Source organism: Klebsiella sp. C239 (assembly GCF_048822715.1).
In the GTDB taxonomy this organism is placed as follows: Bacteria; Pseudomonadota; Gammaproteobacteria; order Enterobacterales; family Enterobacteriaceae; genus Klebsiella; species Klebsiella quasipneumoniae.
In genome coordinates this window covers 189,760-214,280 of the sequence record NZ_JBMEZK010000001.1, presented here as the reverse complement: position 1 = coordinate 214,280, position 24,521 = coordinate 189,760, and the positions used below count along the sequence as shown (strand labels likewise).

At 59.3% G+C, this 24,521-nt stretch carries 26 protein-coding genes; 4 read left to right on the top strand and 22 right to left on the bottom strand.

The window, feature by feature from the left end; all coding sequences use genetic code 11:
* Nucleotides 1-121: 121 nt before the first annotated feature.
* The gene (locus tag ACOI6Z_RS01055; protein WP_023290520.1) at nucleotides 122-649 is read left to right on the top strand and encodes a GNAT family N-acetyltransferase; all 528 of its coding nucleotides are present in this window, start codon (nucleotides 122-124) and stop codon (nucleotides 647-649) included.
* 5 nt (nucleotides 650-654) lie between these two features.
* Here ACOI6Z_RS01055 and hisP read toward each other — a convergent pair whose 3' ends face one another.
* The 5 genes from hisP to argT form a co-directional block, all read right to left on the bottom strand.
* Nucleotides 655-1,428, bottom strand: a complete 774-nt coding sequence (gene hisP, locus ACOI6Z_RS01050) for a histidine ABC transporter ATP-binding protein HisP (protein ID WP_002913206.1) — start codon at nucleotides 1,426-1,428, stop codon at nucleotides 655-657.
* 7 nt (nucleotides 1,429-1,435) lie between these two features.
* Complete coding sequence (gene hisM, locus ACOI6Z_RS01045) at nucleotides 1,436-2,152, bottom strand: histidine ABC transporter permease HisM (protein ID WP_002913207.1); 717 nt, start codon at nucleotides 2,150-2,152, stop codon at nucleotides 1,436-1,438.
* Nucleotides 2,149-2,835, bottom strand: a complete 687-nt coding sequence (locus ACOI6Z_RS01040) for a histidine ABC transporter permease HisQ (RefSeq protein WP_023290521.1) — start codon at nucleotides 2,833-2,835, stop codon at nucleotides 2,149-2,151. Before ACOI6Z_RS01040 ends, hisM begins: the two co-directional genes overlap by 4 nt.
* Nucleotides 2,836-2,901: 66 nt before the next feature.
* Nucleotides 2,902-3,684, bottom strand: coding sequence for a histidine ABC transporter substrate-binding protein HisJ (hisJ, locus tag ACOI6Z_RS01035; RefSeq protein WP_002913209.1), 783 nt, complete (start codon nucleotides 3,682-3,684; stop codon nucleotides 2,902-2,904).
* Between the two features lie 267 nt (nucleotides 3,685-3,951).
* Entirely contained in the window at nucleotides 3,952-4,734 is a 783-nt protein-coding gene (gene argT, locus ACOI6Z_RS01030) for a lysine/arginine/ornithine ABC transporter substrate-binding protein ArgT (RefSeq protein WP_004180753.1), read from the bottom strand.
* A gap of 40 nt (nucleotides 4,735-4,774) precedes the next feature.
* Between argT and ACOI6Z_RS01025 the strand changes: the two genes are divergently transcribed.
* Nucleotides 4,775-4,936 (top strand): hypothetical protein, encoded by a 162-nt coding sequence (locus ACOI6Z_RS01025; RefSeq protein WP_032424512.1) that lies wholly within the window; start codon nucleotides 4,775-4,777, stop codon nucleotides 4,934-4,936.
* Nucleotides 4,937-5,001: 65 nt separating this feature from the next.
* Here the strand turns inward: ACOI6Z_RS01025 and ACOI6Z_RS01020 are convergent, their stop codons facing one another.
* From ACOI6Z_RS01020 to pdxB, 10 genes are all read right to left on the bottom strand, one after another.
* A complete protein-coding gene (locus ACOI6Z_RS01020; protein ID WP_023290522.1) occupies nucleotides 5,002-5,586 on the bottom strand; it encodes a UbiX family flavin prenyltransferase in 585 nt (194 codons plus the stop codon).
* 137 nt (nucleotides 5,587-5,723) lie between these two features.
* Nucleotides 5,724-7,241 carry an amidophosphoribosyltransferase gene (gene purF, locus ACOI6Z_RS01015; protein WP_004180758.1) on the bottom strand — a complete coding sequence of 506 codons (1,518 nt, stop codon included), beginning with the start codon at nucleotides 7,239-7,241 and terminating at the stop codon, nucleotides 5,724-5,726.
* A 33-nt stretch (nucleotides 7,242-7,274) separates the two neighbouring features.
* The gene (cvpA, locus tag ACOI6Z_RS01010) at nucleotides 7,275-7,763 is read right to left on the bottom strand and encodes a colicin V production protein (RefSeq protein ID WP_023290523.1); all 489 of its coding nucleotides are present in this window, start codon (nucleotides 7,761-7,763) and stop codon (nucleotides 7,275-7,277) included.
* Nucleotides 7,764-7,981: 218 nt separating this feature from the next.
* A complete protein-coding gene (gene dedD / locus ACOI6Z_RS01005) occupies nucleotides 7,982-8,677 on the bottom strand; it encodes a cell division protein DedD (protein ID WP_023290524.1) in 696 nt (231 codons plus the stop codon).
* Nucleotides 8,667-9,935: a bifunctional tetrahydrofolate synthase/dihydrofolate synthase gene (folC, locus tag ACOI6Z_RS01000; protein ID WP_023290525.1), complete on the bottom strand. Its 1,269-nt coding sequence runs from the start codon at nucleotides 9,933-9,935 to the stop codon at nucleotides 8,667-8,669. The genes dedD and folC overlap by 11 nt, the downstream gene beginning before the upstream one ends.
* Before the next feature lie 75 nt (nucleotides 9,936-10,010).
* On the bottom strand, nucleotides 10,011-10,931 hold the full coding sequence (gene accD / locus ACOI6Z_RS00995; RefSeq protein WP_004201773.1) for an acetyl-CoA carboxylase, carboxyltransferase subunit beta: 921 nt from the start codon (nucleotides 10,929-10,931) through the stop codon (nucleotides 10,011-10,013).
* A gap of 186 nt (nucleotides 10,932-11,117) precedes the next feature.
* Nucleotides 11,118-11,777: a DedA family protein gene (locus tag ACOI6Z_RS00990; protein WP_002913221.1), complete on the bottom strand. Its 660-nt coding sequence runs from the start codon at nucleotides 11,775-11,777 to the stop codon at nucleotides 11,118-11,120.
* A 26-nt stretch (nucleotides 11,778-11,803) separates the two neighbouring features.
* On the bottom strand, nucleotides 11,804-12,616 hold the full coding sequence (gene truA, locus ACOI6Z_RS00985; RefSeq protein ID WP_032453605.1) for a tRNA pseudouridine(38-40) synthase TruA: 813 nt from the start codon (nucleotides 12,614-12,616) through the stop codon (nucleotides 11,804-11,806).
* Nucleotides 12,616-13,629: an aspartate-semialdehyde dehydrogenase gene (locus ACOI6Z_RS00980; protein ID WP_023290529.1), complete on the bottom strand. Its 1,014-nt coding sequence runs from the start codon at nucleotides 13,627-13,629 to the stop codon at nucleotides 12,616-12,618. Before ACOI6Z_RS00980 ends, truA begins: the two co-directional genes overlap by 1 nt.
* Before the next feature lie 63 nt (nucleotides 13,630-13,692).
* Nucleotides 13,693-14,829, bottom strand: coding sequence for a 4-phosphoerythronate dehydrogenase PdxB (gene pdxB / locus ACOI6Z_RS00975; RefSeq protein ID WP_048297940.1), 1,137 nt, complete (start codon nucleotides 14,827-14,829; stop codon nucleotides 13,693-13,695).
* 110 nt (nucleotides 14,830-14,939) lie between these two features.
* On the opposite strand from pdxB, the gene flk reads away from it, so the two are divergent.
* Nucleotides 14,940-15,917 (top strand): flagella biosynthesis regulator Flk, encoded by a 978-nt coding sequence (flk, locus tag ACOI6Z_RS00970; protein WP_048336253.1) that lies wholly within the window; start codon nucleotides 14,940-14,942, stop codon nucleotides 15,915-15,917.
* 86 nt (nucleotides 15,918-16,003) lie between these two features.
* Here the strand turns inward: flk and ACOI6Z_RS00965 are convergent, their stop codons facing one another.
* Nucleotides 16,004-17,179 (bottom strand): MFS transporter, encoded by a 1,176-nt coding sequence (locus ACOI6Z_RS00965; protein WP_048336254.1) that lies wholly within the window; start codon nucleotides 17,177-17,179, stop codon nucleotides 16,004-16,006.
* A 209-nt stretch (nucleotides 17,180-17,388) separates the two neighbouring features.
* Nucleotides 17,389-18,609 (bottom strand): beta-ketoacyl-ACP synthase I, encoded by a 1,221-nt coding sequence (gene fabB, locus ACOI6Z_RS00960; RefSeq protein WP_002913291.1) that lies wholly within the window; start codon nucleotides 18,607-18,609, stop codon nucleotides 17,389-17,391.
* 158 nt (nucleotides 18,610-18,767) lie between these two features.
* Between fabB and mnmC the strand changes: the two genes are divergently transcribed.
* Nucleotides 18,768-20,756, top strand: coding sequence for a bifunctional tRNA (5-methylaminomethyl-2-thiouridine)(34)-methyltransferase MnmD/FAD-dependent 5-carboxymethylaminomethyl-2-thiouridine(34) oxidoreductase MnmC (mnmC, locus tag ACOI6Z_RS00955; RefSeq protein WP_065812259.1), 1,989 nt, complete (start codon nucleotides 18,768-18,770; stop codon nucleotides 20,754-20,756).
* Between the two features lie 159 nt (nucleotides 20,757-20,915).
* On the opposite strand, the gene ACOI6Z_RS00950 is transcribed toward mnmC, so the two are convergent.
* Genes ACOI6Z_RS00950 through aroC form a run of 5 tightly spaced genes read right to left on the bottom strand, consistent with a single transcriptional unit; the run spans nucleotide 20,916 to nucleotide 24,498 of the window.
* A complete protein-coding gene (locus ACOI6Z_RS00950) occupies nucleotides 20,916-21,197 on the bottom strand; it encodes a YfcL family protein (protein ID WP_023290534.1) in 282 nt (93 codons plus the stop codon).
* Nucleotides 21,198-21,228: 31 nt separating this feature from the next.
* On the bottom strand, nucleotides 21,229-21,777 hold the full coding sequence (locus ACOI6Z_RS00945) for an elongation factor P hydroxylase (protein WP_032453614.1): 549 nt from the start codon (nucleotides 21,775-21,777) through the stop codon (nucleotides 21,229-21,231).
* Nucleotides 21,777-22,586, bottom strand: coding sequence for a sulfite exporter TauE/SafE family protein (locus ACOI6Z_RS00940; protein WP_004201787.1), 810 nt, complete (start codon nucleotides 22,584-22,586; stop codon nucleotides 21,777-21,779). The genes ACOI6Z_RS00945 and ACOI6Z_RS00940 overlap by 1 nt, the downstream gene beginning before the upstream one ends.
* Nucleotides 22,586-23,410 carry a penicillin-insensitive murein endopeptidase gene (mepA, locus tag ACOI6Z_RS00935; RefSeq protein WP_023290536.1) on the bottom strand — a complete coding sequence of 275 codons (825 nt, stop codon included), beginning with the start codon at nucleotides 23,408-23,410 and terminating at the stop codon, nucleotides 22,586-22,588. The genes ACOI6Z_RS00940 and mepA overlap by 1 nt, the downstream gene beginning before the upstream one ends.
* A 2-nt stretch (nucleotides 23,411-23,412) precedes the next feature.
* Nucleotides 23,413-24,498 (bottom strand): chorismate synthase, encoded by a 1,086-nt coding sequence (gene aroC, locus ACOI6Z_RS00930; protein ID WP_044524280.1) that lies wholly within the window; start codon nucleotides 24,496-24,498, stop codon nucleotides 23,413-23,415.
* Nucleotides 24,499-24,521 lie beyond the last annotated feature (23 nt).

Below are 24,521 nucleotides of genomic sequence, written 5' to 3'. Positions count from 1 at the left end.
GCCCTATCCCGGACAACCCGCGCCCTGAAGCGCCTGAGTTCATCGCCAGCGGGCCGGGCCGGTGTTAACAGGCGGAGTAAAGTGCTAAGGTAGGCCTTTCCTTCTTTGTATTGACTGCTTTATGACGACCATCACCACGCCTCGCCTTTCGCTTACCCGCTTTGTTACCGATGACTGGCCCTTTTTTCTGCGCCTGCGCCAGGATCCGCAGGTGATGCGTTTTATGGGCGAAATGTTAAGCGAGGAGGCGTTGCGCAGCGTGTTTGCCAGTCGCTGCGCCGATCCCGGCGTGTATGTTCTGCGTAATCAGCGCGGCGATGCGCTGGGCGATATTGGGCTTCGCGTCAGCCCTAAAAATCCGCACGAGGCCGACGTCGGCTATGCGCTGCTGCCCGAGGCTCAGGGAAAAGGGTATGCCAGCGAAGCGCTGCGGGCGATCTGCGATTATGGTTTCAGTACGCTGGGGGTGCGGGCTATCAATGCCTGGGTTTTGGCAGAGAATCGTGGCTCATCGCGCCTGCTGGAGAAGCAGGGCTTTGTACGCACGCAGGTGCTGGAGAAAGCCTATCATCTGAACGGCGTCGATTACGATGACTGGATCTACCGGCTGGAGCGTGGATCCCACCCGGCGCCCGCGGACGCCGGGTGAGCCGTTTATTTCAGCGACCCTTTCAGAAACTGCTGCAGGCGCGGGCTTTTCGGCGCGCCGAACAGCGCGTCCGGATGCCCTTCTTCTTCAATTTTTCCCTGATGCAGGAAAATGACATGCGAAGAGACGTGGCGGGCAAAGCCCATTTCGTGGGTCACCACCACCATGGTTTTCCCCTCTTCCGCCAGCTGCTGCATAATGCGTAACACTTCGCCCACCAGCTCCGGATCCAGCGCGGAGGTCGGCTCATCAAACAGCAGCACCTCCGGCTCCATCGCCAGCGCGCGGGCAATAGAGACACGCTGCTGCTGGCCGCCGGAAAGATGCACCGGGTATTTCGCCTGCTGACGTTCGTCTATCCCGACCTTGGCCAGGTATTTTACCGCCCGTTCGCGCGCTTCCTGTTTGCTTAAGCCCAGCACCTGAATCGGCGCCTCCATGACGTTCTCCAGCACCGTCATATGGCTCCACAGATTGAAATGCTGAAACACCATGGTCAACCGGGTGCGCAGCAGGCGCAGCTGGTTCTTGTCGGCTACCTTCAGCTGGCCGTCTTTATCCCGTACCAGGCCAATATTCTGGCCGCTGACGACGATCGTGCCTTCGCTCGGTTTTTCAAGGAAGTTAATACAACGCAAAAAGGTACTTTTCCCGGAACCCGATGAACCGATGATACTAATAACGTCCCCGGCTTTCGCCTGCAGCGAGACGCCCTTCAGCACCTCGTGTTCCCCATAGCGTTTATGCAGATCGATAACGTTTAATTTATTGTCGGACATGGCGTTCTCAATGCGTTGAAGAAGGTTTGATATGCTGCAACCAGCGCTTTTCCGCTTTGCGGAACAAGCTAATCAGCACATACGAGATAATTAAATAGAGCACCGCTGCGATACCGAAGGCGGTGAACGGCTGATAGGTGGCCGAGTTGATATCGCGGGCGATTTTCAGCAGATCCGGCACCGTGGCGGTAAACGCCAGCGCCGTTGAGTGCAGCATCAGGATCACTTCGTTACTGTAGGCCGGCAGCGCAATCCGCAGCGCGGAAGGCAGGATGATGCAGCGGTACAGTTTGACCGAAGAGAAGCCGTAGGCCCGCGCCGCTTCAATTTCGCCCGCCGGTACCGAGCGGATCGCGCCGGCGAAAATTTCGGTGGTATAGGCGCAGGTGTTCAGGGTCAGCGCCAGCACCGTACAGTTTAACCCGCTGCGGAAAAAGGCGTTCAGCAGTTCAGTGCCTTTGACGATTTCCAGGGTGTACATGCCGGAGTAAAAGACCAATAGCTGCACGTACAGCGGCGTGCCGCGAAATATGTAAGTAAACAGCCAGATGGGAAACTGGATGAACTTATTGCTCGAAACGCGGCCGATTGCCAGAAAGACCGCCAGGATGCCCCCCATGACCACCGAAGAGATCAGCAACCATAAGGTAATCGCCACGCCGGTAAAGCGATAGCCGTCGGTCCACAGCAGTGATTTCCAGTATTCCTGAATAATTTCAATCACAGGTCAGCCCTCTTCACGCCAACGGTATAGCGGCGTTCGAGCAGCAGCAGTACGCCATTAGACAGGGTGGTAAACACCAGATAAATCAGACCGCAGACGATGGCGAAGTAGAACGGCTGCCAGGTGCTTTTGCCCGCCAGCTGCGTGGCTTTGACCACATCCTCCAGCCCCAGCAGCGAGACCAGCGCCGTCGCCTTGAGGATAACCTGCCAGTTGTTGCCGATCCCCGGCAGCGCGTAGCGCATCATCGCCGGGAACAGGATGCGCCGGAACGTCTGCCCGCCGCTGAAGCCAAAGGCGGTGGCCGCTTCGATATGCCCCTTCGGCACCGCCAGGTAGGCGCCACGGAAGGTTTCCGTAAAATAGGCGCCATAGATAAAGCCAAGGGTAATTATCCCGGCGATCATCGGGTCAATATCAAACTGCGACATGCCCAACGCGTCGGTGACGCTGTTGAGCGCAATCTGCAGGCCGTAGAAAATCAACAGCATCAGCACCAGATCGGGGACGCCGCGAATCAGTGTGGTATAGCCTTCAAACACCAGCGCCAGAGGACGGTTGCTCGATAGCTTTGCGCCCGCGCCCGCCAGCCCGATCAGGACGGCGAGAACGACCGAGCTGAGCGCAAGCTCCAGGGTGACGAGCGCACCCTGCAAAATAACCTGTGAAAACCCATACAGCATGCTGCCTACCCTGTCTGTCATCCACCACTGCGCGTGAATCGGACGCGCAGTGGTGAGGCGTGAGAATTATTCGCCGTATACGTTAAAATCGAAATATTTTTTCGCCAGCTTGTCGTAGGTGCCGTCCTTACGCATCTCTGCAAACGCCTTATTCAGCGCTTCACGCAGTTCGTTGTCTTCCTTACGCAGCCCCATACCGGTGCCGACGCCGAACAGCTTTTCGTCTTTAATCGACGGACCGCCAAACTGGTAATCTTTACCGATAGGCTGTTTCAGGAACCCTTCGCTGGCCGCGACCTCATCCTGGAAAGCGGCATCAATACGGCCGGCGGTCAGGTCGGAATAGATATTGTCCTGTCCCTGATAAGAGACAATCTCGATACCTTTCGGCGCCCAGTGCTCATTACCATAAGTTTCCTGCGTCGTGCCCTGCAGCACGCCCACGCGCTTCCCCTTCAGGGTGGCGAGGTCCGGCGTCACAGGGCTGCCCTTTTTCACCACCAGACGCGAATCAGCCGCATACAGTTTGTCGGTGAAAGCGATTTCCTGCTGACGCTTTTCGGTAATTGACAGCGAAGACATAATCGCGTCGATTTTCTTCGCTTTTAAAGAGGGGATCAGCGCATCCAGCGGGTTTTCCACAAAGGTACATTGGGTATTAATACGCTTACACAGCTCTTTTGCCAGATCGATATCAAAACCCACCAATTCCCCCTGCGCATTCTTCGATTCGAAGGGAGCATAAGTCGGATCGGTACCGATACGAATTTTTTGCGGAATAGCGGCAAAGACCGTGGAAACGCTGGAAAGGGCCAGCGCTAAAGAGAGAGACAACGCCAGTTTTTTCATAACTATCCTCGACAGACTGTCATTCTAACGGGTTTATTAGAACTATTAACACCAGTTATCGTGCCATTATTCGCCCCTTGAGGGCAAAGATTTATGCACCAGAAAGGCCATTTTTTTGCATCACAAACGCTTAACTATGCATTTTTTAGCCACAAAAGCGGCCGCCTTTGCACTAATATGATCCACAGCGTCTGGCGATGCACCTTTTCAGGGCTTTTACACGAGCATGGCGGCAGGCCCACCCGATAGCGCGGGCCTGCGGCAGTCTTAGTCGCCGTAGACGTTAAAATCGAAGTATTTCTTCGCCATTTTGTCGTAGGTGCCGTCTTTGCGCATCTCGCCCAGCGCTTTATCAAACGCGGCTTTCAGCTCAGCGTCGTCCTTACGCAGGCCGATACCGGTGCCGTCGCCAAAGTACTTTTTGTCTTTAACCGACGGACCGGCGAAGGCGAAATCTTTCCCGGCGGGCTGTTTGAGGAAGCCTTCGCTGGCGGCGACTTCATCCTGCAGCGCCGCATCCAGACGACCCGCGGAGAGGTCGGAATAGATCAGGTCCTGGTTTTGATAGGCCACCACGTCAACGCCCTGGCTGCGCCAGCGATCGTTAGCATAGGCTTCCTGCGTGGAGCCCTGCAGCACGCCGACGTGTTTACCTTTCAGCGCCTCCAGCGTCGGCTGGATCGGCGAGCCTTTGGCCGCGATCAGACGGGAGTCGGCGGCATAAAGCTTGTCAGAGAAGGCGATCTCTTGCTGGCGCTTCTCGGTGATGGAGAGCGAGGAGATGATGGCGTCAATTTTCTTCGCCTTGAGGGAGGGGATCAGGGAGTCAAAATCACTGCCGACCCAAGTACATTTCACCTTAATACGGGAGCACAGTTCATTGCCTAAATCGATATCAAAGCCAACAAAGTCCCCTTTCGCGTCTTTCGACGAAAACGGCGCATAGGTCGCGTCAGTGCCAATGCGAATGCTCTGCGGCAGAGCAGCGAACACGCTGGCCGTGCTGCTCATTCCCACGAGTAAAGAGAGAGCCAGAATCGTCTTCTTCATACAGTACCCTTAAGTGTCGTGATGTGGTGCGTTGCTTGTTATGGTGATTGCCGAGCAATCCTGCAGTTTTTGTGCCATCTTCCCGGTGCGTGCCGGGAACAGGGTTAAATTTGTTAAAATAAAGTTGCAGGATTGTCTTAAAAGGGAAGATACCAGCATTACTGGCGAAACCGCAGCGCCTGAGCGCAAAAAGACGAAATAAATGTCGAGGATTTGATCGGGGCGACAAATTTGCACCACCGCAGCGCAAGCGTACATTTCACGCACCTATTTGGTGCAATCCTGTGCCCCTTGCCAGCGAGTAAACAAGTCTTGTTCCAGGCTAATGTCGAACTGATCGAGCACCCGGTTGACGGTCTGGTTGATAACATCATCCAGGCTTTGCGGCCGATGGTAGAAGGCCGGCACCGGCGGCATAATCACCGCCCCCAGCTCCGCGGCCTGCACCAGCAGGCGCAGATGGCCAAGATGGAACGGGGTCTCCCGCACGCAGAGCACAAGCGGACGACGCTCCTTCAGCACCACATCCGCCGCCCGCGTCAGCAGACCATCCGTGTAGCTATGGACAATACCCGAGAGCGTTTTCATTGAGCAGGGTAAAATCACCATCCCGGCGGTTTTAAACGAGCCGGAGGAGATGCTGGCGGCGATGTCGCGGGCATCATGCACCACATCAGCCAGCGCCTGCACTTCACGCACGGTAAAGTCGGTCTCCATCGCCAGCGTCTGGCGCGCCGCCTGGCTGAGGATCAAATGGGTTTCAATATCCGGCACATCCCGTAGCACCTGCAGCATCCGCACGCCATAGATGGCGCCGCTGGCGCCGGAAATGCCAATAATCAGTCGTTTCACGTTCAGTTACCCCTTGCGCGTCGTGCCGCAGACTTTGCCGGATTATAGCCGTTGGCGCAACCATTGACGCACGGTTGCCAGGCGAAAAAAAGGCCCGCCGTTTCTGATGGACGGCGGGCCCGCGACGCGCGAACGGCTTAACCCTCGTTGTGCATCTCGAGGTTTTCGACTTCGTTCTGTAGCTGGACCGCTTTGGCATCATCGTTACGCAGGGAATCGAGGTAGTCGAGGTACTGCTGGTCGACATCCCGGGTGACGTATACGCCGTTGAACACTGAGCATTCAAACTGCTGAATATCCGGATTTTCCGCGCGCACCGCTTCGATCAGATCGTTGAGATCCTGGAAAATCAGGCCATCGGCGCCGATGATCTGGCGGATCTCATCCACTTCGCGGCCATGGGCGATGAGTTCGTTGGCGGTCGGCATATCGATACCGTACACGTTCGGGAAACGAATTTCCGGCGCGGCTGAGGCCAGATACACTTTTTTCGCCCCTGCTTCGCGCGCCATCTCGATGATCTGCTCCGAGGTGGTGCCGCGGACGATGGAATCGTCCACCAGCAGCACGTTCTTATCGCGGAACTCCGCACGGTTGGCGTTGAGCTTGCGGCGCACAGACTTACGACGCAACTGCTGACCCGGCATGATAAATGTGCGGCCGACGTAGCGGTTCTTCACGAAGCCCTGACGATAAGGCTTGTCAAGGATGCGGGCGATCTCCAGCGCGATATCGCAGGAGGTCTCCGGGATCGGGATAACGACGTCAATATCCAGATCTTCCCACTCGCGGGCAATCTTTTCGCCAAGCTTAGTCCCCATATTGACGCGGGCGCTGTAGACGGAAATTTTGTCGATAAACGAGTCCGGACGGGCAAAATAGACATACTCGAACAGGCACGGGTTGCTGACCGGGTTATCGGCGCACTGACGGGTAAACAGCTGGCCCTTCTCGGTAATATAAACCGCTTCGCCCGGCGCCACATCGCGCAGGAATTCAAAGCCAAGGGTGTCAAGCGCCACGCTTTCCGAGGCCACCATATACTCGGTGCGGCCATCGCCTACGTCACGTTTGCCCAGCACCAGCGGACGAATGCCGTTCGGGTCGCGGAAGGCCACCATGCCATGACCGATGATCATCGCCACGCAAGCGTACGCGCCGCGGATCAGGCGGTTGGTCGCCGCAATCGCGGCAAAGATGTTGTCCGCTTCCAGTGGGTAGTGACGGAAGTTATCCAGCTCACTGGCGAAAATATTGAGGAGGATTTCGGAATCTGAGGTGGTATTGATATGGCGGCGTTTTTCTTCAAACAGCTTTTTACGCAGCTCATGGGCGTTGGTCAGGTTGCCGTTATGCGCCAACGTGATGCCATACGGCGAGTTGACGTAAAACGGCTGCGCTTCGGAGGCGCTGGAGCTGCCCGCCGTGGGGTAACGCACGTGGCCAATCCCCATATTGCCCTGCATACGCTGCATATGGCGGGCTTCGAATACGTCGCTTACCAGCCCGTTAGCCTTACGCAACCGGAAGCAGTTGTTGGCATCAATGGTGATGATGCCAGCGGCATCCTGTCCACGGTGCTGGAGCACCGTTAGCGCATCATAAATCGACTGGTTAACCGGCATAACACCGGCGATACCGACAATACCGCACATACGTCTTTTCCTCGTTCAGCAACGACCCAAAGTCTATACTTTAGGCAAGAAACTTGACGAGCTTTGCAGGTATTCAAAAAACCATCTGATGACGGGGGTAAAATAGGGAATAAACTGCGACTGCTGCCAGTCATCGCTCTTCGCCATCCCGGTAAAGGTGTCAAGGAAGAACAGGATAGCGGCGATGATCAGCACCCCACGTAGCGCGCCGAAGCAGATCCCCAATACCCTGTCGGTACCTGACAAACCGGTCTTCTCCACCAGCTGGCCTATCACATAGTTCACGATAGCGCCAACGATGAGCGTCACGATAAACAGCGCCGCAATAGCAATCCCATTTCGAACCCGTTCATCCTCAAAGCCCGTAAACCAGACAGACAGGTCAGCGTAGTAGTGGCTGGCGACATAAAACGCGCAACCCCACGTGACTAACGATAAAGCTTCGCGAACGAAGCCGCGGATCAGGCTGACCAGGCAAGAAAGACCCAGCACCGCCATAATGGCGTAATCAATCCAGACCATATACGTCCCACGATTTTACGCCCTGTCGTCCAGTTCGGGGCGCATTCTAACAGAAAAAGAAAACGTTTGCGTAGGGATTTCCTTGCCCTACAGAAATAAAAATGGCGCTGAAAAAACATTCAACGCCAGACTGCCTTTCGCCTCTTCAGGGCGGCTGAGACAGGGTTTGCGGGGCGTTTAGCCCCGCCGCGTTCTCTCCGCATGGCAGAAAAAAACCATCAGTTCGGGGTGAAGCCCATCACCACCCCGCTGAGCCCGGAGATCTGTTGCAGATCGCCCAGCTGGCCCTTCAGCTTGTCTTTTGACGCATCCGGGCCGACGAGGATACGGGTAATTTTACCCTGTACCGGCGTCGAAGGCGACGTATAGACTTTGAAGCCCGATGCCCGTAGCTTACCGACGATCTCATTCACCTTATCGGCGTTCTTCAACGCGCCCAGCTGGACCACATAGGCCTTGCCGGTCGGCGCCGGCAGGGCCGCCTGCTGCTGCGGTGGTTGCTGCTGCTGAGGCTTAGCCGGCGGAGGGGTAGGCGTCGCAGCCTGCTGTTGCGGCTTCGGCTGCGGCTTCGGCTGGGGTTTAGGCTGCGGTTTCGCAGCAACCACCGGCTCCTGAACGTCATCGAAGCTGTTGCTGTTCACCGGGATACGCGACGGATCTAACGATGGCGCAGCGGCATCGCCAGCCCGCACCTCCTCCGCCGCCCCTTCCGGCGGCTGCGAAGGCAGCGCCTGAGTCGCCGCCGGCAGCATATCCGGTTCATCGCGATCGCCGGGTTTCGGCACCAGCGGGATCGCGGCAAACTCATCCTGATAATGCTTTTTCTGCCCGTCCAGCAGCCCTGGCAGGATAATCACCCCCAGCGCCACCAGCACGATTGTCCCGACTAAACGGTTCTGAAACTTACTCGCCACCGATTCTCCCCGCGTCAATCTCTTCCATTACCTGCGCTACCGTGTGAAATGAACCACACACCAGCACTGTATCTTCCGCTTGAGCGTCAGCCATGGCCGCGCGCCATGCCTGCGCCACGCTGCTATAGACTGTGCCGCCACGCAAATGTTCCACCAGCTGCTCCGCCGTCGCCCCGCGCGGACCCTCCAGCGGCGCGCAGTACCAGACGTCAACTTCCGGCGTCAGATTGGCCAGCGTACCGGCGATGTCCTTATCATGCAGCATACCAATAACCGCCAGCACGCGTCCCGTTTTCGCTAACGTTTTGAGACGCCCGGCGAGATAAGCCGCCGCGTGCGGGTTATGCGCCACATCGAGGATCACCCGCGGGGCGTCGCTGATTATCTGAAAGCGTCCCGGCAGCATCGCGTCGCGGATCCCCGCGCGCAGGATAGCGTCATCGACGGCAAGGCCGCTGGCGCGCAGCGCCGCCACGGCCGTGGCGGCATTCGGCAACGGCACCTGAGGCAGAGGCAGGCGGCTTAACGCCCCGCCCGCGTCGCGGAAGGACCATGTCTCGCCTTCCACCTCATAGCGCCAGTCGACGCCGCGGCGCTGGAGCAGCGCGCCCTTCTCGCGCGCCACTTCAGCAATGGTGTGCGGCATATCCGGCTCCCCTACCACCGCCGGTTTACCGGCACGGAAGATACCGGCTTTCTCCCGGCCGATACTGTCGCGATCCGGTCCCAGCCAGTCGGTATGATCGAGGGCGATGCTGGTGACCACGGCGACGTCGGCATCCACGATATTGGTGGCGTCGAGACGGCCGCCGAGGCCCACCTCCAGGATCACCACATCCAGCTGCGCCTGCTTAAACAACCATAGCGCAGAGAGCGTGCCGTACTCAAAATAGGTCAGCGAGATGTCGCCCCGCGCCGCTTCAATCTCCGCAAACGAGGCCGTATGCGCTGCCTCCGGCAGTTCCGCGCCCTGAATGCGCACGCGTTCGGTGTAGCGCACCAGATGCGGAGAGCTGTAAACCCCCACTTTATAGCCGGCCGCCATCAGGACCGTTTCCAGCGTGCGGCAGGTGGTGCCTTTGCCATTGGTGCCCGCGACCGTAAAGACGAACGGCGCCGGTTTGACGATATCCATCTGCCGCGCGACCTCGCTGACGCGCGCCAGCCCCAGGTCGATGGTTTTACTGTGCAGATGTTCCAGATAAGAAAGCCACGTAGCCAGGGGCGACGTGGCCTGAGGAATAGGATCTTTTTCCATGATGCCCGCAAGAATTGACGGTTAACGCGTTTGAATAAAAAAGGGCAGCGCCGCCAGGCCCTGCCCTCTGCTTTATCAGGCCTCGGGTTCCTGATCCGGTGCCGGCGGCACCACCACGCCTTCATGAGGCGTTTCCGAAGCGGCAACCGGCGCCGGCAGGTTCATCAGCTTCGCCAGAATGCTGGCCAGCTTGAGACGCATTTCCGGACGGCGAACGATCATATCGATCGCCCCTTTTTCAATCAGGAACTCACTGCGCTGGAATCCCGGCGGCAGCTTCTCACGTACGGTCTGCTCAATGACGCGAGGACCGGCAAAGCCGATCAGCGCTTTCGGCTCGGCAATGTTCAGGTCGCCCAGCATCGCAAAGCTCGCCGATACGCCGCCCATGGTCGGGTCGGTCAGCACAGAGATGTACGGTAATCCGCGCTCCTGCATTTTTGCCAGCGCCGCGGAGGTTTTCGCCATCTGCATCAGCGACATCAGCGCTTCCTGCATACGGGCGCCACCGGAGGCGGAGAAGCAGATCAGCGGGCAGTTATCTTCCAGCGCCTGCTCCACCGCGCGCACAAAGCGTGCGCCAACGACGGAACCCATCGATCCCCCCATAAAGGAGAATTCAAAGGCCGCGGCCACCACCGGCATCGCGTAGAGCGTACCTTTCATCACCACCAGCGCGTCTTTTTCGCCCGTCTCTTTTTGAGCGGACGCCAGGCGGTCTTTGTATTTTTTTGAATCGCGGAACTTCAGCACATCTTTTGGCTCAAGTTCGCTACCCAGTTCCACCAGGGAACCTTCATCCAACAGGCTATGCAGGCGATTACGCGCCGACATGCGCATATGGTGATCGCACTTAGGACAAACCTCCAGGTTGCGCTCCAGCTCGGCGCGGTAGAGTACCTGACCGCAGCTGTCGCACTTGGTCCATACACCCTCAGGAATGCTCGCCTTGCGGGTGGGAGTGATGTTGCTTTTAATTCGTTCAATCCAGCTCATTGATAACCTTTCTGCCTGAACCTGGTCGATGCCAGTTTTGTCGTAAGGGGCGCATAATGCCATTTTTGCCTCTTACAGACCATGAATGTTGCACATTAAATCATATCATCCCGGAACATGGGATAAAAAAGTGGTCAAACCGCTGCGCGTGACGCTCGTGCACCGTCACGCGCAACGCAGGCTAAACTACTTCGCCTGCTTCGCCGCCGCCCGCTTATGGCGAATAATCTCAATCACGCCCGGCAGGACGGAAAGCACGATGATCGCCACGATCAGCAGCTTCAGGTTCTCCTGCACCACCGGCAGATCGCCAAACAGATAGCCGGCGTAGGTGAACAGCAGCACCCACAGCAGCGCCCCGACGACGTTATAGGCCGCAAAATGACGATAGGACATATGCCCCATTCCCGCCACAAACGGCGCGAAGGTTCGGACTATCGGCACAAAGCGCGCCAGGATAATGGTTTTTCCGCCGTGACGTTCGTAGAAGCTATGGGTTTTATCCAGATAGCTGCGACGGAAAATCTTCGAGTTCGGGTTGCTGAACAGCTTTTCGCCGAACAGCCGGCCAATGGTGTAGTTGACCGCATCGCCGACGATAGCCGCGATGACCATCAGCAATACCATCAGGTGGACATTCAGATCGTTGGTGGGCAGGGCCGAGAGCGCGCCCGCGACGAACAGCAGGGAATCCCCCGGCAGGAACGGCGTTACCACCAGCCCGGTTTCGCAGAACAGAATCAAAAACAGAATGGCATAAACCCAGACGCCATACTGGGCGACCAGCTCGGCCAGGTGCACATCAATATGCAGGATGAAATCAATTAAAAAGTGAATCAAGTCCATGTTTGTCTTTACCCTTAATGACCCTATTAGTCCGCCAGAAACAGCGGGCCCATTGGCAGCACCGGTAAATCATAATGGGCCGGGTAATCCACCGACACCAGATACAACCCTTCCGCTTTTGCCGTTGCCGCAGCGAGCGTCCTGTCTTTTGCTGCCAGCAGTTCTGCCATCCAGCTCTCCGGCTGGTTTCCGGCCCCGATTTCCATCAGGCTGCCCACAATATTCCTGACCATATGATGTACAAAGGCATTCGCTTTGATATCCACCACCACATAAGCGCCGTAACGGGTAACGTTAATGTGCATCACGTTGCGCCACGGGGTACGCGACTGGCACTGCACCGCGCGAAACGAGGTAAAGTCATTCTCCCCCAGCAGACACTGTGCGGCACGCTGCATGCGCGCGGCGTCGAGCGGCTGATGAAAATGCGTGACGCCCTGACTTAATACCGCCGGACGCAGGCGATGATTATAGATGACGTAACGATAGCGGCGCGCCGTGGCGCTGAACCGGGCGTGAAAATCCGCCGGGACATGTTTGACCCAACGCACCGCGATGTCACCAGGTAAATTCGCATTTACCCCCAACGTCCAGGCGGCATCTTTACGCTGCGCCCGGGTTTCGAAATGCACCACCTGGCCGGTGCCATGGACACCGGCGTCGGTGCGGCCGGCGCAAAAGACGGTAATGGGTTCGTTCGCCACCTGCGAGAGCGCCTTTTCCAGCTTCTCCTGCACGCTGCGTACTTCGTTTTGCCGCTGCCAGCCGTAATATTTGCTACCGTCGTACTCGATGCCCAGCGCGATTTTACAGACCGGCTGTTGCTCCATCTCAGACATCAGTACAGGTACTCCTCAATCAGCTTCTCGGCGATCTTCACCGCCATCAGCGCGCCGCCGAAGCGGACGTTATCCGCCACCGACCAGAACTGGACCTGCTCCGGCATGCCGTAATCATTATGCACGCAGCCGATGGAGAGACGGGCGTTGCCGGAAGCATCGCCAACCTGAGTGGGGAATTCGCCCTCTTCAGAAAGTTCGATCTCCTCGCCGCGGGTAAAGGCGTCACGCGCCTCTTCCGCCGCCAGCGGACGCATCGCTTCAAAGTTAACCATCTGCGCATGGCCGTAGAAGACCGGCGACTGGACGACGCTGGCGGAGATCATCAGCCCGTCATCCTGAAGAATTTTGCGCGCTTCATCGACGATACGGCGCTCTTCGCGCACGCTACCTTCACGATCCGGCAGCAGCGGCAGCATGTTGAAGGCCAGCTGGCGGCCAAAGAAATCGTCTTCATCGATGGGGATGCCGTTCAGCAGCTTGGCGCTCTGCCCTGCCAGCGCATCCACCGCTTTTTTCCCCTGCCCTGAGGCGGAGAGCAGGTTAGTGACGCTAATGCGCGACAGTCCACCCTGATCGATAAGCGGCTTCAGCGCCGTCAGCAGCTGGCTGGTCAGACTATTGGGCACCGCAATCAGATTGCGGTTGCGGTAATCGCCTAACACGAACGGGTTCACGTCCGGCACCACCAGCGGTACGTCCGGCTCCAGCGCAAACAGGCCGCTGAGATCGATAACCAGACATCCGGCGTTTGTCGCATCTTCGACATACGCTGCGCTGGCTTCGACGCCTGCGGCAAAGAAAGCCAGCTGGGCCTGGGTCCAGTCAAACTCGGCGGCGTCCTTGACGATCACCGACTTGCCACCAAAACGCAGATGTTCGCCCGCGCTTTCGTTGCGCGCCAGAGCAAAAATCTCCCCCACCGGGAACTGGCGTTCAGCGAGAGTTTCGAGCAGGGCTTCGCCTACGGCGCCCGTTGCGCCCAGTACGGCAATATTCCAGCCTTCAGACATGGTGGTTTACTCCAGAAATAAAGCGGCCCTGCCGGAGTATCCGGCAGGGGCATTAAGAAGACATTAACGAACAGGATGATGCACGGCGTTAAAACCGAGCTGGCGCAACAGCGTCGCCGCCTGCTCATCGCTGCACTGCACGTACAGCGAAGACCATTCGCGACGTTCCTGATAATTTTTACGCAGCTTGTCGAATTCACCGGCGACGCCCGCCACCTTCCGCAGCGGCGCATCATCGCGGCGCACATCATACACCAAATGAACCAGTCTTTTCAGCGTCGGCTGATCGAGCGGGCCATGCAGGGTGATGCGGCCAAACTCCGGGGCCGGCAGCAGGGTATCCAGCGCCACCTGCTGCGGATGACCGATAAAGGCGCTATAGGCTTCGAATACCTGCGTCGTCCCGCGCGCCTTCCCTTCAAGGGTGTAGCCGGCGATATGCGCCGTGCCGATATCCACCCGCTTGAGAAGCGCTATGTTGAGATCCGGCTCCGGCTCCCAAACGTCCAGCACCACGCTCAGGGACTGACCGGCTTCCAGGCGTTTCAGCAACGCGGCGTTATCCACCACCGGCCCGCGGCAGGCGTTGATCAAAATCGTTCCGGGCTTCAGGCGGCTAATCAGCGCCTCATCCGCCAGATGCAACGTTTTATATTGTCCTTCTTTATACAGCGGGGTATGGAAGGTGAGGACATCGGCCTGCTGGACCAGATCGTCAAGGGAGCGGAAGTCGCCTTCGTCGCCGCGGTCAGCGCGCGGCGGATCGCAGAGCAGAGTTTTGATGCCCAGCGCCTCCAGACGCTTTTGCAGTCGCCCGCCGACGTTACCGACGCCGACAATCCCGACGGTGCGATCGCGCAGCGAGAAGCCGTCACGTTCGGCCAGCATCAGCAGCGATGAAAAGACATACTCCACCACCGCAATGGCGTTGCAGCCTGGCGCCGCGGAGAAACCAATCCCCGCCTGCTGCAGCCACGCCTGATCGACATGATCGGTGCCTGCGGTCGCGGTGCCGACGAACCTGATGGCCTTGCCGGCAAGCAATGCTTCATTAACCCGGGTGACCGAGCGCACCATTAAGGCATCCGCATCGGTCAGGGCATCGGCCGGGACCGGGCGGCCCGGGATCGCCTGCACGTCGCCTAAACGGCTAAAAAGCTCACGGGCATAGGGCATATTTTCATCAACGAGGATTTTCACAGTTCAGTACCTGTCTGAGAACGAGAGTTAACCGGGGAAGTGTGCCATAATCTGGCCGCCAGGCATACTCATCACCTGGTTCCAGCACCGCGATATCGAAAGGATGAATCATGACGCACCCCCTTGCAGATATGCCAGACCGTCCTCCAGGGCGAGGCCCATCAGGCACTGCCGCCACCGGCGAACCTTCGCTTTCCATGCAGCAACGCACCGTCCTGGAGCGACTGATCACGCGCCTGGTGGCGCTGACCTCGCAGCAGAATGCGGAAGTGTGGGCCTGCGTCAAACATGACCTCGGACTGAAAGGCGACACGCCCCTGCTGGCCCGCCATTTCAGCGCCGCCGAGGCCAGTCTCAACCAGCGCCTGGCCGCCGCGCAGGACAATCATCATCATCGCCAGACCCTGGCGCAGCTCAGCGATCTGCTCGGCCAGGGCAATAACCGCCAGGCGGTGAGCGATTATATTCGTCAGCATTATGGGCAAACGGCGCTGCATGCCCTCAGCCAGTCGCAACTGGAGAACATTCTGCATCTGCTGCAGCGCGGTCAGCTGTCGATCCCGCAGCCGCAGCAGCGCCCGCCGACCCTTCGTCCACTGCTGCCGGCCGAGCACAACACGCTCAATCAGCTGGTGACTAAGCTGGCGGCCGCCACCGGCGAACCAAGCAAACTGATTTGGCAGTCCATGCTGGAACTTTGCGGCGTCAAGTCCGGGGAGCTGATCCCGGCGACGCACTTCACGCCGCTTTCTTACTGGCTGCAGGCGCGGCAGACGCTCAGCGCGCAAAGCGCGCCCACGCTTACCTCGCTGCAGGGGGCGCTCAAGCAGCCGCTGGAGGCCGCGGAGTGGCAGAAGATTGTCGACTTTGCCCGTCGCAACTGGCAGGTCACGCCGCAGACCACGCTGAGCCCGGCGCAGATCCTGGCGCTACTGAATAAGGTGTTTGTGCTGCGGGTAGCCCGCGCCCAGGAGACGCTGGCGATCCCGCAGGAGGAGCCCGCTACCCGGCGGACATGGGCCGCTAAGCCTTGGCAGCTGGCGCTGGGCGCGGTTGTCCTGCTCCTGGTGCTGTGGCTCCTGCTGTAGCCCAGCAGGCACTGGCGGCGTTCACGGCACCCTTTGATGCCAAACGCCGCAGTGTTTACTACGGCGATTTCTGGCCTGACAACAACCTAGCGGCGAAATGAGATGAGGGTGACGAGGATCCCCAGCGCCGCGCAGAGGGCGCCGGCAAGGAATACCGACGAGTAGCCCAGCGAAGTGGCCAGCAGACCGGTCAGCGGCCCGGTCAGGCCATAAGAGATATCCTGAAAGGCCGCATAGCCGCCGAGCGCAGTGCCGCGCACCTGCGCCGGGACGCGCTTCACCACCTCCACGCCAAGCGACGGGAAAATAAGCGAACAGCCGCATCCGGTCAGCGCCGCGCCGGCCAGCGCCACCCAGACGCCGGGCGCCAGCCCCAGCAGCGTCAGACCGACCGCCTCTATCAGCAGCGAGACCATCGCCACTTTAACGCCGCCAAATCGATCCGGCATCCAGCCAAACAGCACCCGCATCAGCACAAAGGCGCCGCCAAACGCCGTCAGGGTAAATCCGGCCATCGGCCAGTTCTGGCTGGCAAAATAGAGAGAGACGAAGGTGCCGATCGCCGCAAAGCCGACGCCCTGCAGGCCCAGGCCAATACCCGGCCGCCAGATCATGCCGATGACGCTCCACAGTGAAGGCCGCTCGCCGCCGTGCGCCGCCACTTTGCGCACCGTGCCGTTGATGAGCAAGGCGACAAGCGGTAGTCCCATGGTGACGCAGGCCAGGACCGCCACGCCAAAGTGGCTGTAAATTAACAATCCCAGCGGGGCGCCCACCGCCAGCGAGCCGTACATCGCCATGCCGTTCCATGACATCACTTTGCCGGAGCGGGCCGGCCCCACCAGCCCCATCCCCCAGCTCAGGTTGCCGGTCAGCAGCTGGCTTTCGCCAAACCCGAGGATCAGGCGGCCCAGCAGCAACAGGCCCAGCTTCGCGAACACCGGCAGCGGCAGCAGCGCAGCGGCCAGCCAGGCCGCGCCGGCCAGGGCGCAGGCCAGCATCCCTTGCAGGACGGAGCGTTTGGCGCCGTACTGGTCTGCCAGGCGCCCGGCGTAGCCGCGGGTAAGAACGGTGGCGAGGAACTGGATCCCCACCGCTACGCCGACCATGGTGTTACCCAATCCCAGCTCCTGATGGACAAACAGCGGGATCACCGGCAGCGGCAAACCGACGGTCATATAGGTCAAAAAGACGGCGAGCGTAATGCGAAAAAGCGAAAAATTCGCGGAAGAATGAGATGTTGTTTCAGTGACTGCGGACATGCATTACTCCAGATTCGCAGAGTAAGGCGAGCAAAGCGACACGCCCCCTCCACCTGACTATCAGGGTTAAGGCGCGTTGGTTGACGTTAAACGCTTACGCATTAGTGGAGAGACTAATGGATCCGCCAGCAGTGTGCCTGCGGGCTCTTACCCTGTCAAGATGACAAAAAAGGGGAGCCGGTGGCTCCCCTCAGTGCATCGCGTGCCGATTAGGCGTTGTATTTACGCATCACCAGCGTGGCGTTGGTGCCGCCAAAGCCGAAGCTGTTGGACATCACGGTGGTCAGCTTAGCGTCAGTCGGTTTGGTGACGATGTTCAGGCCGGCAGCCTGCTCGTCCAGCTCTTCGACGTTGATGCTCGGCGCGATAAAGCCGTGCTCCAGCATCAGCAGGGAGTAGATAGCTTCCTGCACGCCAGCAGCGCCCAGCGAGTGACCGGTCATTGCTTTGGTCGCCGAGATAGCCGGGCTGTTGTCGCCGAACACTTCGCGGATCGCGCCCAGCTCTTTCACGTCGCCGACCGGCGTGGAAGTACCGTGGGAGTTCAGGTAGTCGATCGGGGTATCAACGCCGTGCATCGCCATCTGCATGCAGCGCACAGCGCCTTCACCGGATGGGGCTACCATGTCTGCGCCATCGGAGGTTGCGCCGTAGCCGACGATTTCCGCATAGATGTGCGCGCCGCGCGCCAGGGCGTGTTCCAGCTCTTCCACCACGACCATACCGCCGCCGCCGGCGATAACGAAGCCGTCACGGTTGGCGTCATAGGTGCGGGAGGCTTTTTCCGGCGTGTCGTTGTATTTGGTGGACAGCGCGCCCATGGCGTCGAACTCGCAGGCCATTTCCCAGCACAGCTCTTCGCCGCCGCCGGCAAAGACGATATCCTGTTTGCCCAGCTGGATCTGCTCTACCGCGTTACCGATGCAGTGTGCGGAAGTGGCGCAGGCGGAGCTGATGGAGTAGTTAACGCCGTGGATTTTAAACGGCGTGGCGAGGCAGGCGGAAACGCCGGAAGCCATCGCTTTGGTGACCACATACGGACCCACGGCTTTCAGACCACGCGGGCTGCGCATGGCATCGGCGCCGAAGACCTGGAATTTCGGGGAGCCGCCGCCGGAGCCTGCGATCAGGCCGACACGCGGGTTATTCTGGTATGCTTCCGGCGCCAGACCTGCGTCGGCAACGGCCTGTTCCATGGACAGGTAAGCATAGATGGAGGCGTCGCTCATGAAGCGCACTACTTTGCGGTCAATGAGGCCAGTGGTATCCAGTTTGACGTTGCCCCATACGTGGCTGCGCATCCCTGAATCTTTCAGCTCCTGAGAGAAAGTGATCCCTGAACGTCCTTCACGCAGAGATGCCAGGACTTCCTGCTGGTTATTACCGATGCTGGAAACGATGCCCAAGCCAGTAATCACTGCACGTTTCATTAAATACCTCTGTAAGTCGCACTATTTTAAGTTTCGTGTCGCACGATAGCGTACACTTGTACGCCGAACAAGTCCGATCAGACATTTTGTGTATAAATTTGCGCCCTCAGGCACACATCGCTAAGATCGCGCTACGCCTTGTGATTCGAGTAACTTACGTGAAACAAAACGCTATACAACCCGCCAACCTGGAATTCAATGCTGAGGGTACACCTGTTTCCCGAGATTTTGACGATGTTTACTTTTCCAATGACAACGGTCTGGAAGAGACACGCTACGTCTTTCTCGGCGGAAATCGCCTGCCGGAGCGCTTCTCCAGCCACCCTCGCCCACTGTTGATCGTCGCGGAGAGCGGCTTCGGCACCGGGCTCAATTTCCTCACCCTCTGGCAGGCGTTTGACGTTTTTGTTCGCGATAACCCGGACGTTACCCTGCAAAGGTTACATTTCATCAGTTTTGAGAAATATCCGCTGAAGGCGGAAGATCTCCGCCTGGCGCACCAGCGCTGGCCAGAGCTGGCTCCATGGGCGGAACAGCTGCAGGCGCAATGGCCTTCGGCCTTCGCCGGATGCCATCGTCTGCTGCTCGACGGCGGACGGGTCACGCTCGATCTGTGGTTTGGCGATATCAACGAGCTGACCAGAGAGCTGGATGATTCGCTGAATCAGCAGGTGGACGCCTGGTTTCTCGACGGCTTTGCCCCGGCGAAAAATCCCGACATGTGGACCCAGGATCTGTTCAATGCCATGGCGCGCCTGGCGCGTCCCGGCGGGACGCTGGCCACTTTTACCTCCGCCGGTTTTGTCCGCCGCGGTCTGCAGGAAGCCGGGTTTACCCTGCGTAAAACCAAAGGCTTCGGCCGCAAACGGGAGATGCTGACCGGCGAGATGGCGCAAACGCTGACCTTTCCGGCGCGCGCGCCCTGGTTCGCCCGCCCCGGGAGCGAGGCCCGCGAGGCGGCCATCGTCGGCGGCGGTATCGCCAGCGCCCTGCTCTCCCTGGCGCTGCTGCGTCGCGGCTGGCAGGTGACCCTTTACTGTGCGGACGACACCCCGGCGCAGGGCGCCTCCGGTAATCGCCAGGGCGCGCTCTACCCGCTGTTAAGCCAGCACGATCCGGCGCTGGCGCGCTTTTTCCCGGCCGCCTTTACCTTCGCCCGCCGCACCTACGACGCGCTGCCGGTGCTGTTCGATCATCAATGGTGCGGGGTCACCCAGCTTGGCTGGGATGAAAAAAGCGCACACAAAATCAATCAGATGCTGGCCCTGGAGCTGCCACCTGATATCGCCTGCGCGGTGACGGCGGAGCAGGCCGCGGAGCTGACCGGCGTCGAGACCGGCTGCGGCGGCATAACCTATCCGGCCGGCGGTTGGCTGTGCCCGCAGCAGCTCACCGCCGAGCTGATGGCGCTGGCGGCGACTCGCGGACTGCACGCGCATTATGGTTATCAGGTCGAGACGTTGAGCGCGGAGGGCGATGGCTGGCTGCTCAACCGGCAGCGCTATCATCAGGCGGTCGTGCTGGCCAACGGCCACCGCATATCGGATTTTGCGCAAACCGCGCCGTTGCCGGTCTACCCCGTTGGCGGCCAGGTCAGCCATATACCCACTACCCCGCGGCTTTCCGCCCTGCGCCAGGTGCTGTGCTACGACGGCTACCTGACGCCGCAGAATCCGCAAAATCAGCAGCACTGCATTGGCGCCAGCTACCATCGCGGCAAAACCGACACCACCTTCAGCGAAGAAGATCAGCAGCACAACCGGAAACGGCTGATCGACTGCTTCCCGGGCGCGGAGTGGCCGCAGGACGTGGATATTAGCGCCAGTGACGCCCGCTGCGGCGTGCGCTGCGCCACCCGCGATCATCTGCCGATGGTCGGCAACGTGCCGGACTATGCGGCGACATTGACGCAATACGCCAGCCTCCACGAACGGCAGGATAACGCCGGTAGCGCGCCGGTCTTCCATAACCTGTTTATGCTTGGCGCCCTCGGATCGAGAGGCATTTGCACCGCGCCGTTAAGCGCTGAGCTGCTGGCGGCGCAGATGAGCGCTGAACCGCTGCCGCTGGATAGCGGCACCCTGGCGGCGCTGAATCCGAATCGGCTATGGGTGAGAAAACTGCTGAAGGGAAAAGCGGTGAAGTAACAGCGCAAGGGGAGAAAAATCCCTGGGAAGCGCGACATTTCCGGCCTCGTCCGGGGGACCAACGCGGTAGCCCGGAGAAGCACAGCGCAAACAGGGTAAATCCTGGTTGCGCCGTTAGCGTGTCGGATGGCGCTACGCTTATCCGACCTACATCATGGATCAGGCCTGATTTTTCGCCTGCTGATACAGGTTTTCCCACATGCCCTGCACCAGAATTTGGTCCGGCGGCGACAGTTCGCCAGCGCCGATGGCTTTCTCCAGGCTATGGCTGACTTTGCTGTGTACCGCTTCCGCTGAATGTTCGCCCTCACCTTCCAGCTCAGCCACCGCCAGCGTCAGGTGGCCGCGCAGATAACCGCCGGCAAACAGTTCATCATCACTGGCGTGGTCTACCATGTTGTCAATCAGCGCCAGAATGCGTGATTCAAACTCCGCGATCATCATCTTACCTCTTGTCATGTAATGTGTGGCCTTAGTGCAGGTCTTCCGGCCACGGAAAGTGTTCTGCCGTCAATGGCGGCGTTTGATAATAGTGTTGTAATGCGCGAATAAGACGCGCCGGACGTTCGGGGATCCCTTGCTCAAGCAGAGTCATCACCCGGGCATGTACCCGGCGCTGAAAGGCGATGCGATCGGGTTCAACGTCACCTTCCAGATTGTCGCAGCTGACGTTAAACGGAAATCCCGCCGCCACGCAGAACAGCCACTCCAGGGCCTGCGGTTTCACCTCTACGTCCTCAAACTGGCTTTGGGTCATCGCATCGCGGCCGTCCGGACAGTACCAGTAGCCAAAATCCACCAGCTCGCGGCGGGCTTTGCCGGCGATGCACCAGTGGGAGATCTCGTGCAGAGCGCTGGCAAAAAAACCGTGCGCGAAGACGATACGGTGATATGGCGTGTCATCGTCCGCCGGGAGGTAGATCGGCTCATCGTCGCCTTTCACCAGGCGAGTATTAAAATCTGCGGCAAAGCAGCTGTCGAAGAGGTCAATAAGCTGCTGATAATGGTGTTGCTGTTGCATTAATGAATTCCCAACCACTGCAAAATCTCAGCCCCGTGGCTGTCGTAGAGAAGTTTCGCGCTCATCACCGCCGAAACGATAACGATCATCGGTCGGATCAGCGATTGCCCTTTGCTCAGCACCAGCCGGGAGCCGGCGCGGGCGCCAATAAACTGGCCGGCCATCATCACAAAGCCGGTGGCCCAGATAACCTTTCCGCCGATAATAAACAGCAGCAGGCCGCCGACGTTCGAGGTGGCGTTGAGCAGTTTGGCGTGGGCCGTCGACTTCGCCAGGTTAAACCCGGCCAGGGTGACAAACGCCAGCGCATAAAACGAACCGGCGCCGGGGCCGAAAAAGCCGTCGTAAAACCCGACGCTGCCGCCGGCGACCAGCGCAAACGGCAGGCCGTAGAGCCGACGCTGTCGGTCCGCTTCGCCCAGTTTCGGCATCAGCAGAAAATAGAGACCGATGCCGATCACCAGCAACGGCAGGATCTGCTTAAGAATATCGGACTGCACGTGCTGGACCAGCAGCGCGCCGGCGGTTGAACCGATAAAGGTCATCAGAATATTCAGCTTCTGATCGGCGAGATTGACCACCTTGCGGCGGACAAAATAGAGGGTCGCCGACAGCGATCCGCCGCAGGCCTGCAGCTTATTGGTCGCCAGCGCCTGGGCCGGCGGCATACCGGCGGCCATTAGCGCCGGCACGGTCAGTAAGCCCCCGCCCCCGGCCAGTGAGTCAATAAAACCGGCCAGGATGGCGACAAAGAAAAGCACCACCAGCACCAGCGGCGATACGGAAAACAACTCGATAAAACTATCCATTACAGCACATGCTCATCCAGTAGCGCCTGGCAGGAAGGCGGCAACGGCGGCGGCGTCTTCTTCACAGGTGGGGTAGACCCGGGTTTAGGTGGCTCGAACCAGCTCTGCAGCTCCGCGCCGCAGCCATCGCCGGCCGGCGGCGGCGCCTGATCTTCGCACTCCAGGCTGCCCGCCGGGCAGCGCAGACGGACGTGCATATGGGCGCGATGCTGGAACCAGGGACGAACTTTGCGCAGCCACTGGCGGTCGTTGCCCGCATCCAGACACAGCTGCTGTTTAATCGCCGGGTTGACGAAGATGCGGGTCACTTCGCTATCTTCCGCCGCCAGCTTGATCAGCTGGCTGATTTGCGGACTCCACAGCGACGGCACCACGCGTTTGCCATCGCTGGCGACCAGATCCAGGGCCTGCGGCTTCAGCAACTGGGACGAAGTCCAGCGCGTCTGCGGCAGCTGGAGGAAGATATCGACATCGAGGCCCGTCTGATGGCTGGCGTGGCCGCCGTTAAAGCGGCCGCCTGCCGGCATCCCCATGTCGCCAATCAGCACGGTCCCCATGCCTTTATTGTGCACCTGATTGCTCAGGCGCTGAATAAACTGAACCAGATCCGGATGACCGAAGTAGCGACGCTGATCGGTACGCATCACCTGATAGCCGGCGGCGTTCAGCGGCAGCGCCTCGGCGCCAACGATACAGCCATTGGAGAACGCGCCAATCGACTGCGCGCTGCCGCCGATTGGCTGGGATATCTTCTGCCATGGCGTGGCGGCCAGGCTGCCGGCGCTGGCCAGCAGCGCCAGCAGGGCGATAACGGTGTTTTTCATGGTTACCAGCGTGGAATTGTCGTCGTCACGTCGCCATTCTGCGCGCGCTGACGCATAAAGTGATCCATTAAGACAATCGCCAGCATCGCCTCAGCGATCGGTACGGCGCGTATGCCGACGCACGGATCGTGACGCCCTTTGGTGATCATCTCCACCTCTTCGCCAAAGCGGTTAATGGTATGACCGGGAACGGTAATACTGGAGGTCGGCTTCAGCGCGATGTTGGCAACGATCTGCTGACCGCTGCTGATGCCGCCAAGAATGCCGCCGGCGTGGTTGCTCTGGAATCCGGCTTTGGTGATCTCATCGCGGTTTTCGCTGCCGCGCAGCTTCACCACGTCGAAACCGTCGCCAATCTCCACGCCTTTCACGGCGTTGATGCTCATCAGCGCGTGGGCGATATCGGCGTCAAGGCGGTCAAAGACCGGCTCGCCAAGGCCCGGCGGTACGCCGTCGGCGACGACGGTCACTTTGGCGCCAATGGAGTCGCCCTCTTTTTTCAGACCGCGCATCAGTTCATCGAGAGCGTCGATTTTCTCCGGGTCCGGGCAGAAGAAAGGATTCTGTTCAACCTGATCCCAGTCTTTAATAGCCAGCGGAATGTCGCCCATCTGCGTCAGGCAGCCGCGAATGACGATGCCGAACTTCGCGGCGAGGAATTTTTTGGCAATCGCCCCGGCCGCCACGCGCATCGCGGTTTCGCGGGCGGAGGAGCGACCGCCGCCGCGATAGTCGCGCAGACCATACTTTTGCTCGTAGGTGTAATCCGCATGGCCAGGACGGAACAGATCTTTGATCGCGCCGTAATCCTGCGAGCGCTGATCGGTGTTCTCAATCAGCAGCCCGATACTGGTCCCGGTGGTGACGCCTTCGAAGACGCCGGAGAGGATTTTGACCTGATCCGGCTCGCGACGCTGCGTGGTGTAACGCGAGGTACCCGGGCGACGACGATCGAGGTCGTGCTGCAGATCGGCTTCGGTCAGCGGAATGCCCGGCGGCACGCCGTCAACGATGCAGCCCAGCGCCAGGCCGTGCGACTCGCCGAAGGTGGTGACGCGAAAGAGTTGTCCAATTGTATTTCCTGCCATCACGGCTCCATTCTTTGTCGTTA

Excerpts from the sequence above, each read along its gene's own strand:
- ACOI6Z_RS01055 (WP_023290520.1), top strand. The coding sequence starts at position 122 with ATGACGACCATCACCACGCCTCGCCTTTCGCTTACCCGCTTTGTTACC.
- hisP (WP_002913206.1), bottom strand. The coding sequence starts at position 1,428 with ATGTCCGACAATAAATTAAACGTTATCGATCTGCATAAACGCTATGGG.
- ACOI6Z_RS01040 (WP_023290521.1), bottom strand. The coding sequence starts at position 2,835 with ATGCTGTATGGGTTTTCACAGGTTATTTTGCAGGGTGCGCTCGTCACC.
- hisJ (WP_002913209.1), bottom strand. The coding sequence starts at position 3,684 with ATGAAAAAACTGGCGTTGTCTCTCTCTTTAGCGCTGGCCCTTTCCAGC.
- argT (WP_004180753.1), bottom strand. The coding sequence starts at position 4,734 with ATGAAGAAGACGATTCTGGCTCTCTCTTTACTCGTGGGAATGAGCAGC.
- ACOI6Z_RS01025 (WP_032424512.1), top strand. The coding sequence starts at position 4,775 with ATGGTGATTGCCGAGCAATCCTGCAGTTTTTGTGCCATCTTCCCGGTG.
- purF (WP_004180758.1), bottom strand. The coding sequence starts at position 7,241 with ATGTGCGGTATTGTCGGTATCGCCGGTGTTATGCCGGTTAACCAGTCG.
- cvpA (WP_023290523.1), bottom strand. The coding sequence starts at position 7,763 with ATGGTCTGGATTGATTACGCCATTATGGCGGTGCTGGGTCTTTCTTGC.
- folC (WP_023290525.1), bottom strand. The coding sequence starts at position 9,935 with ATGGAAAAAGATCCTATTCCTCAGGCCACGTCGCCCCTGGCTACGTGG.
- accD (WP_004201773.1), bottom strand. The coding sequence starts at position 10,931 with ATGAGCTGGATTGAACGAATTAAAAGCAACATCACTCCCACCCGCAAG.
- ACOI6Z_RS00990 (WP_002913221.1), bottom strand. The coding sequence starts at position 11,777 with ATGGACTTGATTCACTTTTTAATTGATTTCATCCTGCATATTGATGTG.
- truA (WP_032453605.1), bottom strand. The coding sequence starts at position 12,616 with ATGTCTGAGATGGAGCAACAGCCGGTCTGTAAAATCGCGCTGGGCATC.
- ACOI6Z_RS00980 (WP_023290529.1), bottom strand. The coding sequence starts at position 13,629 with ATGTCTGAAGGCTGGAATATTGCCGTACTGGGCGCAACGGGCGCCGTA.
- flk (WP_048336253.1), top strand. The coding sequence starts at position 14,940 with ATGACGCACCCCCTTGCAGATATGCCAGACCGTCCTCCAGGGCGAGGC.
- ACOI6Z_RS00965 (WP_048336254.1), bottom strand. The coding sequence starts at position 17,179 with ATGTCCGCAGTCACTGAAACAACATCTCATTCTTCCGCGAATTTTTCG.
- fabB (WP_002913291.1), bottom strand. The coding sequence starts at position 18,609 with ATGAAACGTGCAGTGATTACTGGCTTGGGCATCGTTTCCAGCATCGGT.
- ACOI6Z_RS00950 (WP_023290534.1), bottom strand. The coding sequence starts at position 21,197 with ATGATCGCGGAGTTTGAATCACGCATTCTGGCGCTGATTGACAACATG.
- ACOI6Z_RS00945 (WP_032453614.1), bottom strand. The coding sequence starts at position 21,777 with ATGCAACAGCAACACCATTATCAGCAGCTTATTGACCTCTTCGACAGC.
- ACOI6Z_RS00940 (WP_004201787.1), bottom strand. The coding sequence starts at position 22,586 with ATGGATAGTTTTATCGAGTTGTTTTCCGTATCGCCGCTGGTGCTGGTG.
- mepA (WP_023290536.1), bottom strand. The coding sequence starts at position 23,410 with ATGAAAAACACCGTTATCGCCCTGCTGGCGCTGCTGGCCAGCGCCGGC.
- aroC (WP_044524280.1), bottom strand. The coding sequence starts at position 24,498 with ATGGCAGGAAATACAATTGGACAACTCTTTCGCGTCACCACCTTCGGC.